The sequence below is a fragment of the Azonexus sp. genome, assembly GCF_041909095.1.
Taxonomy (GTDB): Bacteria; Pseudomonadota; Gammaproteobacteria; order Burkholderiales; family Rhodocyclaceae; genus Azonexus.
This window is the reverse complement of the sequence record NZ_JAYREB010000001.1, coordinates 750,015-763,125: the sequence shown is the minus strand read 5'-3', so window position 1 is coordinate 763,125 and position 13,111 is coordinate 750,015. Positions and strand designations below refer to the sequence as shown.

Annotated in this window: 15 protein-coding genes; all 15 read left to right on the top strand. The window is 62.3% G+C overall.

What is annotated here, in order from left to right:
- The first annotated feature begins 116 nt into the window (after positions 1-116).
- The 15 genes from mnmG (at position 117) to ACE3OV_RS03600 (ending at position 13,084) form a co-directional block, all read left to right on the top strand.
- Complete coding sequence (gene mnmG, locus ACE3OV_RS03670; RefSeq protein WP_374325132.1) at positions 117-2,015, top strand: tRNA uridine-5-carboxymethylaminomethyl(34) synthesis enzyme MnmG; 1,899 nt, start codon at positions 117-119, stop codon at positions 2,013-2,015.
- A complete protein-coding gene (rsmG, locus tag ACE3OV_RS03665) occupies positions 2,012-2,629 on the top strand; it encodes a 16S rRNA (guanine(527)-N(7))-methyltransferase RsmG (RefSeq protein ID WP_374325130.1) in 618 nt (205 codons plus the stop codon). The genes mnmG and rsmG overlap by 4 nt, the downstream gene beginning before the upstream one ends.
- Positions 2,626-3,387, top strand: coding sequence for a ParA family protein (locus tag ACE3OV_RS03660; RefSeq protein WP_374325128.1), 762 nt, complete (start codon positions 2,626-2,628; stop codon positions 3,385-3,387). Before rsmG ends, ACE3OV_RS03660 begins: the two co-directional genes overlap by 4 nt.
- On the top strand, positions 3,384-4,244 hold the full coding sequence (locus ACE3OV_RS03655; RefSeq protein WP_374325126.1) for a ParB/RepB/Spo0J family partition protein: 861 nt from the start codon (positions 3,384-3,386) through the stop codon (positions 4,242-4,244). Before ACE3OV_RS03660 ends, ACE3OV_RS03655 begins: the two co-directional genes overlap by 4 nt.
- Before the next feature lie 96 nt (positions 4,245-4,340).
- The gene (locus ACE3OV_RS03650) at positions 4,341-4,682 is read left to right on the top strand and encodes an ATP synthase subunit I (protein ID WP_374325124.1); all 342 of its coding nucleotides are present in this window, start codon (positions 4,341-4,343) and stop codon (positions 4,680-4,682) included.
- Positions 4,683-4,684: 2 nt separating this feature from the next.
- On the top strand, positions 4,685-5,551 hold the full coding sequence (gene atpB / locus ACE3OV_RS03645; protein ID WP_374325121.1) for a F0F1 ATP synthase subunit A: 867 nt from the start codon (positions 4,685-4,687) through the stop codon (positions 5,549-5,551).
- A 78-nt stretch (positions 5,552-5,629) separates the two neighbouring features.
- Positions 5,630-5,884 (top strand): F0F1 ATP synthase subunit C, encoded by a 255-nt coding sequence (gene atpE, locus ACE3OV_RS03640; RefSeq protein ID WP_076097435.1) that lies wholly within the window; start codon positions 5,630-5,632, stop codon positions 5,882-5,884.
- A gap of 42 nt (positions 5,885-5,926) precedes the next feature.
- On the top strand, positions 5,927-6,397 hold the full coding sequence (locus ACE3OV_RS03635) for a F0F1 ATP synthase subunit B (RefSeq protein ID WP_374325118.1): 471 nt from the start codon (positions 5,927-5,929) through the stop codon (positions 6,395-6,397).
- Between the two features lie 5 nt (positions 6,398-6,402).
- The gene (locus ACE3OV_RS03630; RefSeq protein WP_374325116.1) at positions 6,403-6,936 is read left to right on the top strand and encodes a F0F1 ATP synthase subunit delta; all 534 of its coding nucleotides are present in this window, start codon (positions 6,403-6,405) and stop codon (positions 6,934-6,936) included.
- Between the two features lie 9 nt (positions 6,937-6,945).
- Positions 6,946-8,484: a F0F1 ATP synthase subunit alpha gene (gene atpA, locus ACE3OV_RS03625; RefSeq protein ID WP_374325115.1), complete on the top strand. Its 1,539-nt coding sequence runs from the start codon at positions 6,946-6,948 to the stop codon at positions 8,482-8,484.
- 15 nt (positions 8,485-8,499) lie between these two features.
- Positions 8,500-9,363, top strand: coding sequence for a F0F1 ATP synthase subunit gamma (atpG, locus tag ACE3OV_RS03620; protein ID WP_374325113.1), 864 nt, complete (start codon positions 8,500-8,502; stop codon positions 9,361-9,363).
- Positions 9,364-9,400: 37 nt separating this feature from the next.
- Entirely contained in the window at positions 9,401-10,804 is a 1,404-nt protein-coding gene (gene atpD / locus ACE3OV_RS03615; protein ID WP_374325110.1) for a F0F1 ATP synthase subunit beta, read from the top strand.
- Positions 10,805-10,829: 25 nt separating this feature from the next.
- A complete protein-coding gene (locus tag ACE3OV_RS03610) occupies positions 10,830-11,255 on the top strand; it encodes a F0F1 ATP synthase subunit epsilon (RefSeq protein WP_374325109.1) in 426 nt (141 codons plus the stop codon).
- A 186-nt stretch (positions 11,256-11,441) separates the two neighbouring features.
- Complete coding sequence (locus ACE3OV_RS03605; protein WP_374325107.1) at positions 11,442-12,839, top strand: chloride channel protein; 1,398 nt, start codon at positions 11,442-11,444, stop codon at positions 12,837-12,839.
- Positions 12,836-13,084, top strand: a complete 249-nt coding sequence (locus tag ACE3OV_RS03600; protein WP_374325106.1) for a YkgJ family cysteine cluster protein — start codon at positions 12,836-12,838, stop codon at positions 13,082-13,084. Before ACE3OV_RS03605 ends, ACE3OV_RS03600 begins: the two co-directional genes overlap by 4 nt.
- Positions 13,085-13,111 lie beyond the last annotated feature (27 nt).

Here is a 13,111-nt window from a genome sequence, read left to right as displayed (position 1 = left end):
ACGGCAAGTTGCAAGCCGGTGTGGCGGCTGCCTGGGGGCTGCTTAAGTCTGTGATTTTCCAGCCGCCTGACGTAAAATCGCCGGTCCCATACTGCGCCGCAACAAGACCTTTTCCCATGCTTTATCCCACCCGTTTCGATGTCATCGTCGTCGGCGGCGGTCACGCCGGCACCGAGGCTGCGCTTGCCGCGGCGCGGGCCGGCGCGGCCACGTTGTTGCTGACGCACAATCTCGAAACCCTGGGGGCGATGAGTTGCAACCCGTCGATTGGCGGCATCGGCAAGGGCCATCTGGTGCGCGAGGTCGATGCGCTGGGCGGGGCGATGGCGGCGGCGACCGACGAAGCTGGCATCCAGTTCCGCATTCTCAATGCGTCGAAAGGCCCGGCGGTGCGCGCGACGCGCGCCCAGGCCGACCGCGTTCTGTACCGCCAGGCGATCCGTGCGCGCCTGGAAAATCAGCCCAACCTGACACTCTTCGCGCAGGCTGTCGACGACTTGATCGTCGACGGCGACCGCGTCTGCGGCGCCATCACCCAGCTCGGCATCCGTTTCATGGCCGACGCCGTCGTGCTCACCGCCGGCACCTTCCTCAACGGCAAGATCCACGTCGGGCTGGAGAACTACACTGGCGGGCGCATGGGCGACCCGGCGGCGGTCTCGCTGGCCCATCGCCTGCAGGAGCTGCAGTTGCCGCAGGGGCGCCTGAAGACCGGCACACCAGCGCGCCTGGACGGCAAGACCATCGATTTCTCGGTGATGGAAGAGCAGCACTCGGACGACCCGCTGCCGGCCTTCTCCTTCCTCGGCAACGCCGCCCAGCATCCGCGCCAGTTGCCGTGCTGGATCACCGAGACCAACGAGCGCACGCACGAGATCATCCGCGGCGGCCTCGACCGCTCGCCGATGTACACCGGGGTCATCGAGGGGGTCGGTCCGCGCTACTGCCCGTCGATCGAGGACAAGATCCACCGCTTCGCCGACAAGACCAGCCACCACGTCTTCCTCGAACCGGAAGGCCTGGGGACGCACGAAATCTACCCGAACGGGATTTCCACCAGCCTGCCCTTCGACATCCAGCTGGCGCTGGTGCGCTCGATCCGTGGCCTGGAAAACTGCCACATCTTGCGTCCCGGCTACGCCATCGAATACGACTTCTACGATCCGCGTGGGCTCAAGGACACGCTGGAGAGCAAGGCGATCGGCGGCCTCTTCTTCGCCGGCCAGATCAACGGCACCACCGGTTACGAGGAAGCGGCGGCGCAGGGGCTGCTCGCCGGCATCAACGCGGTACGTCACGGGCGCGGCGAGGCCGGCTGGTGTCCGAAGCGCAACGAGGCCTACCTCGGCGTGATGGTCGATGACCTGGTGACGCGCGGCGTCGCCGACCCGTACCGGATGTTCACCAGTCGCGCCGAGTACCGGCTGAGCCTGCGCGAGGACAACGCCGACCTGCGCTTGACCGAGCAGGGGCGCGCTCTTGGCCTGGTCGACGACGTGCGCTGGGCGGTTTTCTGCCGCAAGCGCGACGCGATCGCCGCTGAGCAGGAGCGGCTGAAGGCGACCTGGGTCAATCCGAAGATCGTTGCCGCCGACGACTGTCAGCGCGTGCTGGGCAAGCCGATCGAGCACGAATACAGCCTCTTCGAGCTGCTCCGGCGGCCGGAGGTGGCCTGGCGCGAGCTGGTCTCGCTGCCGATCGACGGCGTCTTGCCGGCGGCGCCGGAAATCGACGCGGCGGTGATCGAGCAGCTGGAGATTGCCGCCAAGTACCAGGGCTACATCGACCGCCAGGCCGAGGAAGTGGCGAAGTCGGCCAGCTACGAAAACACCGAGCTGCCGGCCGATCTTGATTACGCGGCAGTCGCCGGTCTGTCCAACGAGGTTCGCCAGAAGCTGCAGCAGCACCGGCCGCAGACCATCGGCCAGGCTTCGCGCATCCAGGGCATCACGCCGGCGGCGATCTCGCTGCTGCTGATCCACCTGAAGCGCCTCAACCTGTCGCGGGCGGCATGAGCGCGATCACCCTCCCGGCAGGTCTCGCCGCGCTCGGCATCGACCTGCCCGACGCCACACAGCAGCAACTGCTCGCCTTCCGCGACCTGCTGCTGAAGTGGAACAAGACCTACAACCTGACGGCGCTGCGCGATCCGGCGCAGGCGATTTCGCATCACTTGCTCGATTCGCTGGCGATCCTGCCCTACGTCGGCGACGGCGCGCTGCTCGACGTCGGTTCCGGCGGTGGCCTGCCCGGCATCCCGCTGGCCATCGCCCGTCCGCAACTCTCGGTGCGCATGGTCGATACCGTGCAGAAGAAGGCGACCTTCCTGCTGCAGGCGGCCATCCAGCTCGGCCTGAAGAACGTCGCGGTTGATCATGCCCGGGTCGAGGAACTGAGCGGCCAGTATGCGCAGATCAGTTCGCGCGCCTTCGCCGAACTCAAGCTCTTCGTTGAACTCACCCGTCACCTGCTGGCCCCCGACGGCCGCTGGCTGGCGATGAAGGGCGTTCGCCCCGATGATGAAATCGCCGCTTTGCCGGCCAACATCGTCGTCGACCGCATCGTTCCCTTGTCCGTTCCCGGGCTGGACGCCGAAAGACACCTGATCATCCTGAAAGCGGGCCAATGAAAGTACTCGCCATCACCAACCAGAAGGGTGGCGTCGGCAAGACGACGACCGCCGTCAATCTCGCCGCCTCGCTCGGCGCCGAAGGTCAGCGTGTGCTGCTGATCGACATGGATCCGCAGGGCAACGCAACGACCGGTTCCGGCATCACCAAGAAGGAGGCGCTGCCGACCGTTTATCAGCTACTGATCGGCGCCGCGACGCTGACTGAGGTCTGCATCAAGACCGATTTCGCCTTTGACGTGCTGCCCGCCAACCGCGAGCTGGCCGGCGCCGAAGTCGAGCTGATCGAACTCGATCAGCGCGAATACCGGCTGAAGAACGCGCTGCAGCAGAACCACGACGAGTACGACTTCGTCCTCATCGACTGCCCGCCGGCGCTCAACATGCTGACGGTCAACGCGCTGGTCGCCGCCGATTCGGTGTTGATCCCGATGCAGTGCGAGTACTACGCGCTGGAAGGTCTGTCCGACCTTGTCGAGACACTGCGCAAGGTGCGCCACCACCTCAATTCCCGGCTCGAAATCGAGGGCCTGCTGCGCACCATGTACAACGGCCAGAGCACGCTGACCCAGCAGGTTTCGAACGAACTCGAAAGCCACTTCGGGCGCAAGGTCTACCAGACCATCGTGCCGCGCAACGTCCGTCTCGCCGAGGCGCCGTCCTACGGCAAGCCGGTCAATGCTTTTGACAAAAACTCCAAGGGGGCGCAGGCCTATACCTCGCTTGCCCGCGAAATTCTCGAAAGGGTCGCCAAATGATCAAGATGAAGGGACTCGGCCGCGGCCTCGACGCGCTGCTCGCCGGCAGCGATGCGAAACCCGAGGAGGAATTGCGCAACCTGCCGGTTGACCGTCTGAAGCCAGGCAAGTACCAGCCACGCACGCAGATGGACCCGGAGTCGCTCGCCGAACTGGCGAGTTCGATCAAGGCCCAGGGTGTGATGCAGCCGATCCTGGTGCGCGCCGTCGACAAGACGCCGGGCGCCGAACGCTACGAGATCGTCGCCGGTGAACGCCGCTGGCGTGCGGCGCAGCAGGCCGGGCTGAGCGAAGTGCCGGTGCTGGTGCGGGTGATTCCCGACGAGCAGGCGCTGGCGATGGCGCTGATCGAGAACATCCAGCGCGAAAACCTCAATCCGCTCGAAGAAGCGCAGGGCTTGCAGCGCCTGATCCAGGAATTCGGCCTGACTCACCAGCAGGCGGCGGACGCCGTCGGCCGTTCGCGTCCGGCAGCTTCCAACCTGATGCGCCTGCTGCAGTTGTCGGCGCCGGTGCAGGAGTTGCTGATGAGCGGCAAGCTCGACATGGGCCACGCCCGCGCCCTGTTGCCGCTGCCCGGCGCGCAGCAGGTGGCGGTGGCGCAGCGGGTGGTGCAGAAGGAACTGACGGTGCGCGAGACCGAGCGCCTGGTGCAGCAGATCGTCAATCCGCCCAAGAAAGCGGCGACACCAGCCGTCGATCGCGACCTGGTGCGCCTCCAGGAAGAGCTCTCGGATGCTGTCGGGGCGGCCGTCGCCATCCGCAGCAACAAGAAGGGGGCGGGCAAGGTGACGATCGAATTCGGCAATCTCGACCAGCTCGAAGGCATCCTCGGCAGGTTGCGTCAAGGAACTTAGATTGCGGTAAACCCTTATTTTTCATTGACGCTATTTTTTGAAGTCTTGTATCATTTAGGTCTGTGTGGCTAAGCCGGTCAGCGATTGCGTGACACCATGTTGAAAGCGATATACCTACAACTTGGTGCAGCATTGATAACAGCGATCGCGGCTGGTGCTATCGTGGGAACCCGGGGGCTGGTTTCGGTTGGGATTGCGGCATTCGCCGCCATCGTGCCCAACCTGTTCTTTGCTGTCCGGCTGACGATGTTGAAGAATCGCGCGGGGGCGTCCTACGCAGCGAACTTCTTTGTCGGCGAATTCCTCAAGATCGGCGCCACCATAGGAATACTGGCAATCGCCATCAAGGGGTATCCCGGGATGCACTGGCCCAGCTTGCTGATTGGTCTGGCGATTGTTCTACATGCTGGTTTTATTGCGTTTTGGAAGAAATCCTGATCATGTCTACAGCAGGCCACGAAGCAGCAGCGAACGCGCCCACCGCCGGCGAATATATCGTTCACCACCTGACCCATCTCAACAGTACGGGTCATGCGCAGAAGAGCATCATCGACTTCAGCGTCATCAACCTCGATACGGTGGTTTTCTCCGTTCTGATGGGCGTTCTCGGCCTGTTTGTCATGTGGCGAGTCGCCAAGAGCGTGACCTCCGGTGTGCCGGGTCGCATGCAGGCCGCCGTAGAAATCGTTCTCGAGATGGTCAATGAGCAGGCCAAGGGCATCGTTCATAGCGCCGAGTCGCGCAAGGCCGTTGGCCCGCTGGCGCTGACCGTGTTCATCTGGATCTTCCTGATGAACTCGATGGACTTCCTGCCGCTCGACCTGCTGCCGACGATCTGGCAGACCGTCACCGGCGATCATCACGCCTACCTGCGCGTGGTGCCGACCGCTGACCTGAATGGCACGCTGGGCATGTCGATCGGCGTCCTGCTCGTCTGTCTCTACTACAACGTCAAGATCAAGGGCTTTGGCGGCTGGATGCACGAACTCTTCACCGCGCCCTTCGGCAGCCATCCGCTGCTCTACCCGATCAACTTCGCGATGCAGATGATCGAGTTCCTAGCCAAGACGGTTTCGCACGGCATGCGGTTGTTCGGCAACATGTACGCCGGCGAACTGGTGTTCATGCTGATTGCCCTCATGGGTGCTGCCTGGGCGGGTACGACCACCGGCGTCTTCCTGTTCATCGGTCACATCCTGTCGGGTTCGATCTGGGCTATCTTCCACATCCTGATCGTCGCCCTGCAGGCCTTCATCTTCATGATGCTGACCCTGGTCTACATCGGTCAGGCTCACGAAGCACACTAAGACTCACCCAACAGATTTTCCTGTAGTAACCCTGTTTTCGCTTTACCTTTTCATTACTTAAACTAGCAAGGAGTTGTCATGGAACACGTTCTCGGTTTTGTTGCTCTGGCTGCCGGCCTGATCATTGGTCTGGGTGCTATCGGCGCCTGTATCGGTATCGGCCTGATGGGCGGCAAGTACATTGAAGCTTCGGCTCGTCAGCCGGAACTGATGAACGCCCTGCAGACCAAGATGTTCCTGCTGGCCGGTCTGATCGATGCCGCCTTCCTGATCGGCGTTGGTATCGCCATGATGTTCGCCTTTGCCAACCCGTTCCAACTGGTCGCAGGTTAATTACTCCTCTTCCGATCAACCCTTTAGAAGAGGACTAACACCGTGAATCTGAACGCAACGTTGTTTGCACAGCTCGTTGTGTTCTTCATTCTGGCGTGGTTCACGATGCAATTCGTGTGGCCCCCCATTGTGAAGGCGCTCGACGAGCGTGCGAAGAAGATCGCGGATGGTCTGGCTGCTGCTGAACGCGGCAAGCAGGATCTTGAACTGGCCACCAAGCGTTCGACGGATGCTCTCCGCGAAGGCAAGGAAAAGGCTGCAGAACTGATCGCCAACGCTGAAAAGCGCGGCGCCCAACTGATCGAAGAAGCCAAGGCGAACGCCAAGGTTGAAGCTGACCGCATCGTCGCCGGTGCCAAGGCTGAAATCGAACAGGAGGCCGTCCGTGCCAAGGAACAGCTGCGCGAACAGGTCGCTGCCCTGGTGGTCACCGGCGCCGAACAGATTCTGCGCCGCGAGATCAATGCCCAGGCTCATTCCGACATTCTGGCCACGATCAAACAGGATCTGTAACGCTTATGGCTGAATCCGTCACCATCGCTCGCCCCTACGCCGACGCCGCTTTCAAGCTGGCCAAGGAAGGCGGGGCCCAGGGCATCTGGTCGCAGCGCCTGCAAAGGCTGGCGCTGATCGCCCAGGACGGGGACATGGCTCAGGTCATGGGCAATCCCCGGCTCTCCGCTGAACAGATTGCAGAATTGTTCATTTCGCTGTCCGACGACAGCGACCCGATTCTCGCCAATTTTGTTCGTACCCTCGCAGAAAACCGGCGTCTCGCACTCCTGCCGGAGATTTCCCGGCTTTTCGATCTGGCCCGCAGCCAGGAAGAAGGGGTCCAGGAGGCGGTGGTGTATTCCGCATTTCCGATTGACGACGCCCAGGTCGCTGCTCTGCTGCAGCAGCTGGAGCCGCGTTTCGGAACCCGCCTGACCGCCCGCGTCGAAGTCGATGCGAGCCTGATCGGTGGTGTGCGGGTTACCGTCGGTGACCAGATGCTGGATGCTTCAGTCCGCGGCAAGCTTGACGCGATGGCCGTGGCACTGAACAACTAGGAGATTTTCATGCAGTTGAATCCTTCCGAAATTTCTGAACTGATCAAGAGCAAGATCCAGAACCTGCAAGGCGCATCGGAAGTGCGTACGCAGGGCACCGTGGTTTCCGTCACCGACGGTATCTGCCGCGTGCATGGCTTGCAGGACGTCATGCAAGGTGAAATGCTGGAATTCCCCGGCAACACCATCGGCATGGCGCTCAACCTCGAACGCGACTCCGTCGGCGCTGTTATCCTGGGCGAATACGAGCACATCTCCGAAGGCGACACGGTCAAGACGACCGGCCGCATTCTGGAAGTGCCGGTTGGTCCGGAACTGCTCGGCCGCGTGGTCAACACCCTCGGCCAGCCGATCGACGGCAAGGGCCCGATCAATGCCAAGGAAACCGACAAGCTGGAAAAGGTCGCCCCTGGCGTCATCTGGCGTAAGTCGGTTTCGCAGCCGGTGCAGACTGGTCTGAAGTGCGTCGACTCGATGGTTCCGGTTGGCCGTGGCCAGCGCGAACTGATCATCGGCGACCGCCAGACCGGCAAGACCGCCGTTGCTGTCGATGCGATCATCAACCAGAAGGGCAAGAACCTGTTCTGCGTTTATGTCGCCGTCGGCCAGAAGGCTTCCACCATCGCCAACGTCGTGCGCAAGCTCGAAGAGCACGGCGCCATGGAATACACCATCGTCGTCGCCGCCTCCGCTTCGGAATCGGCCGCGCTGCAGTACCTGGCCCCGTACGCCGGCTGCTCGATGGGTGAATACTTCCGTGACCGTGGTCAAGATGCCCTGATCATTTACGACGATTTGACCAAGCAGGCTTGGGGCTATCGTCAGGTTTCCCTGCTGCTGCGCCGTCCGCCGGGCCGTGAAGCCTACCCAGGCGACGTCTTCTACCTCCACTCCCGCCTGCTGGAACGTGCTGCCCGCGTTTCCGAAGCCTGGGTCGAGCGTTTCACCAACGGCGCCGTGACGGGCAAGAGCGGTTCGCTGACCGCACTGCCGGTCATCGAAACGCAAGCTGGTGACGTTTCCGCCTTCGTTCCGACCAACGTGATTTCGATCACCGACGGTCAGATCTTCCTGGAAACCGACCTCTTCAACGCCGGTATTCGTCCCGCGATCAACGCCGGTATCTCGGTGTCGCGCGTCGGTGGCGCTGCCCAGACCAAGCTGATCAAGAAGCTCGGCGGCGGTGTCCGTCTGGCCCTGGCCCAGTACCGCGAACTCGCGGCCTTCGCCCAGTTCGCCTCCGACCTCGACGAAGCGACCCGCAAGCAGCTGGAACGCGGCCGTCTGGTCACGGAACTGATGAAGCAGCCGCAGTACGCCCCGATGAGCATCTCCGACATGGCCGTCACGCTGTACGCAGCCGACAAGGGCTACTTCGACGACGTCGAAGTCAAGCGCGCGCTCGAATGCGAAAAGGCCATGATCAGCTACCTCAAGGCCAATCACGCCGAAGTCATGAACACCATGGAATCGTCGGCCGATCTGAGCGGTGATACCGAAAAGGCGCTGGCTGCCGGCATCCAGGCTTTCAAGAGCACCTGGGCCTGATCTTAGGAGAACGCCATGCCTAGCGGCAAGGAAATTCGCAACAAGATCAAGAGCGTAGAAAACACGCGCAAGATCACCAAGGCCATGGAGATGGTGGCCGCATCCAAAATGCGCAAGGCGCAGGACCGGATGCGGGCTGCCCGCCCCTACGGCGAGAAGATCCGGCGCGTGGCCAGCAACTTGTCGCATGCGCTGACCGAGTACAAGCACCCCTTCCTCGAAAAGCGCGAGCAGAAGGCGATCGGGATTGTCCTCGTCACCTCCGACAAGGGTCTTTGCGGCGGTTTGAACTCCAACGTCCTGCGCCTGGTTCTGGGCAAGATGAAGGAGTTGGACAGCCAGCAGATCAAGTTCCAGGCAACCTGCATCGGCAACAAGGGTCTGGGTTTCATGCAACGCGCCGGCGCGAAGGTTGTTTCGCACGTCGTCGCGCTGGGTGATACCCCGCACCTGGAAAAGCTGATCGGCCCGCTCAAGATCCAGCTCGACGCCTACATGAAGGGCGAAATCGACGCGCTGTACATCGGCTACACCCGCTTCATCAACACGATGAAGCAGGAACCGGTTTTCGAAAGGCTGCTCCCGCTCGCTGACGACGTCGTCAAGACCGATCATCAGCCGGGTTGGGATTATGTCTACGAGCCGGAAGCCCAGCCAGTTATCGACGATCTGTTGATCCGCTATGTCGAAGCTTTGATTTACCAGGCCGTGGCTGAAAACATGGCCTCCGAGCAGTCTGCCCGGATGGTCGCCATGAAGTCTGCTTCCGATAACGCCAAGAACGTCATCGGTGAATTGAAGCTGGTCTATAACAAGGCCCGTCAGGCCGCGATTACCAAGGAACTCTCGGAAATCGTCAGCGGCGCCGCCGCAGTCTGACGCCAGCGCGCAGCTATTAATTATTGGGGATTTGAATATGAGTCAAGGTTCCATCGTTCAGTGTATCGGCGCAGTTGTGGACATCCACTTCCCGCGCGACGCGATGCCGAAGGTCTACGACGCACTCAAGCTCGACGCCTCCGAAGAAAACGGCATGGTTGAAACCGGCCTGACCTTCGAAGTGCAGCAGCAACTGGGTGACGGCGTCGTCCGTACCATCGCCATGGGTTCATCCGACGGCCTGCGCCGCGGCATGAAGGTTAACAACACCGGTGCCGGCATCTCGGTGCCGGTCGGCATGGGCACGCTGGGTCGCATCATGGACGTGCTCGGCCGTCCGATCGACGAAGCTGGTCCGATCGACAGCGACGAACTGCGTGAAATCCACGCCGCTGCGCCGAAGTTCGACGAACTGTCGTCCTCCGTCGATCTGCTCGAAACCGGCATCAAGGTTATCGATCTGATCTGCCCGTTCGCCAAGGGCGGCAAGGTCGGTCTGTTCGGTGGCGCCGGCGTCGGCAAGACCGTCAACATGATGGAGCTGATCAACAACATCGCCAAGCAACACTCGGGTCTGTCCGTGTTTGCCGGTGTTGGTGAGCGTACCCGCGAAGGTAACGACTTCTATCATGAAATGAAGGACTCCAACGTTCTCGACAAGGTCGCGATGGTGTTCGGTCAGATGAACGAACCCCCGGGCAACCGTCTGCGCGTCGCGCTGACCGGTCTGACCATGGCCGAGCGTTTCCGCGACGACGGTCGTGACATCCTGTTCTTCGTCGACAACATCTATCGCTACACGCTGGCCGGTACCGAAGTGTCCGCACTGCTCGGCCGCATGCCTTCCGCGGTGGGCTACCAGCCGACGCTGGCCGAAGAAATGGGCCGTCTGCAAGAGCGCATCACCTCGACCAAGGTTGGCTCGATCACCTCGATCCAGGCCGTCTACGTGCCTGCCGATGACTTGACCGACCCGTCCCCGGCCACCACCTTCCTGCACTTGGACTCGACGGTCGTGCTGTCGCGTGACATCGCCTCGCTGGGTATCTACCCGGCCGTCGATCCGCTCGACTCCACCTCCCGCCAGCTCGACCCGCAAGTCGTCGGCGAAGAGCACTACGGTGTTGCCCGTGCCGTGCAGATGACGCTGCAGCGCTACAAGGAACTGCGCGACATCATCGCGATTCTGGGTATGGACGAACTGTCGCCGGAAGACAAACTGGCCGTCAGCCGCGCCCGCAAGATCCAGCGCTTCCTGTCGCAGCCCTTCCACGTTGCCGAAGTGTTCACCGGTTCCCCGGGCAAGTTCGTTCCGCTCAAGGAAACCATCAAGGGCTTCAAGGGCATCGTCAGCGGCGAGTACGATCACCTGCCGGAACAGGCCTTCTACATGGTCGGCGGCATCGAAGAAGCTGTCGAAAAGGCGAAGACGCTGCAGTAATGCGGCCTCAGCATAGGAGCCAGTAATGGTTATGACCGTTCATTGTGATGTCGTCAGTGCCGAAGAATCGATTTTCTCCGGCCTGGTGGAAATCGCAGTGTTCCCCGGCGAAGCCGGGGAACTCGGCATCCTGCCGCAACATACCCCGTTGCTGACCCGTATCAAGCCCGGCACCATTCGTCTCAAGGTGCCGGAGCAGAGCGAGTTCGAACTGGTGTATGTCTCCGGCGGCATGCTGGAAGTCCAGCCCAACATGATCACCGTGTTGGCGGATACCGCGATTCGTGCCCATGACCTCGACGAGGCCAAGGCAATGGAAGCCAAGAAGCACGCCGAGGAAGCGCTGGCCAATCGTCAGGCGGAGATGGATTACGCCGCGGCGGAAGCCGAACTGGCGCAAGCCATTGCCCAGTTGCAGGCGATTCAGCGTCTGCGCAAGCACACCCACTGATCCGGGTCGTGTCCTGCATAAAGAGCAGCCTGCGGGCTGCTTTTTCATTTTCCCGATCTCCGTTCGACTGCCGGGATGGCCCTGGCGGGCTGTGTCCGCCTGGAGAATCCTGTCAGAATGGCGCCATGGACCGTTCGTCATTTCGTGCCAGTTGCCTGATCTTCCTTCAGGAGACGGAGCCTTGCCGTGGCTGAGGCAGGCGATGAAGTGATGGGCCTGGCCGGAAAGCTTCGCCGTCTCTTGCTGGAGAAGTTTGCCCAAGGGCAAACCTACGTCCGCGCCAACCAGAATTATCTGCTCGCGCAACTGCGGATCTGGCTTGGGCGGATGGTGTTCTGGGGGTGCGGCATTGTTGTCGGACTCGCAGCGGTCGCCTTTGCCCTGCTCAGCGATGCTGCGGCAGAAGGATTCGCCCACTGGGCGGCACTTCATCCCTGGTTGCCCTTCGTCATAACGCCGTTGGCTGGCGCCGCCCTGCTCTGGCTGACCCGTAACCTCTTTCCCGGCGCCCAGGGCAGCGGCATTCCCCAGGTCATCGCCGAACTGAAGCGACCCGCCGTGACGCAATGGAAGCCGCTGGTGTCGTTGCGCATCGCCTGCGGCAAGATCCTGCTCGGTGTTGCCGCGGTCGGTGCCGGCTTCTCTTTCGGGCGCGAAGGGCCGACGGTGCAGATCGGCGCCAGCCTGATGGCCGCCGCCGGGCGTTACATTCCGGCGACCCTGCGCATCCACCGTCAACACCTGCTGGTTGCTGGCGGCGCCGCCGGGATCGCTGCCGCCTTCAACGCCCCGCTGGCGGGGATCGTTTTTGCCATCGAGGAGTTGTCGCGCTCCGTCGAGTCCCGCCTGAGCGGCGTCGTCATTGCGGCGATCGTGCTGGCCGGGGTGATCGCCCAGCATTTCCTCGGCAGTGACAACTATTTCGGGCGCGTCGTGGTGTTCGGTGAAAGTGGCGAATTGCTGACGACCATCCTCACCTGCGCCGTCGTCACCGGTGTCGCCGGCGGGCTTTTCGCCCGCATGCTGATCGTTTCGGCCACCGCCTGGAAGGGCTCGCTGGCGACTTTGCGGCAGCGTTATCCCTACGTGTTCGTCGCCTGCTGTGGTTTGCTGCTGGCCGCCCTCGGCTGGGTGACGGGCGGTGTCACCTGGGGCAGTGGCTTTGCCGAAACCAAGGCCTTGCTGATTGGCCAGGCCGACATGCCCTGGTATTTCGGACCGGCGAAATTCGTCGCCACCGTGGTTTCCTATCTGAGCGGCCTGCCCGGCGGAATTTTCGCGCCCTCGCTGGCCATTGGTGCCGGCATCGGCCAGGACCTGGTTCCCGTGCTCGACGGCCAGGCCTTCCCGACCACCATCATCGTCCTCTGCATGGTCGGTTTTCTGGCGGCGGCGACCCAGGCGCCGATCACCGCATTCATCATCGTCATGGAAATGGTCGATGGCTATTCGCTGGTGATCGGCCTGATGGCGACCGCGCTGATCGCCTCGGCCGTCTCCCGGATGTTTTCGAAGTCGCTGTATACGACCCTGGCTGAACACATGCTGCGCCAGCAGTTGCCGGCTGAGCCGCCGCCGCGATGACGAACATCTGTCGTTCCGGTTGTGGCGCCTGCTGCATCGCGCCGTCGATTTCCTCGCTCGCCAAGCCGGCTGGCCTGCCCTGCCCGCATCTCGACAACGCGATGCGCTGCCGCATCTTTGGCCGCCCGGAGCGTCCGGGGTGTTGCAGCGGTCTGCAGCCTTCGCTGGAAATGTGCGGAGAGACCCGGGAGCAGGCATTGCGCTGGCTGGCCGATTTGGAGGCGGTGACGCGTCCACCGGGGTAAAATGCGCGCTCTTGTCATAGCGCCGCC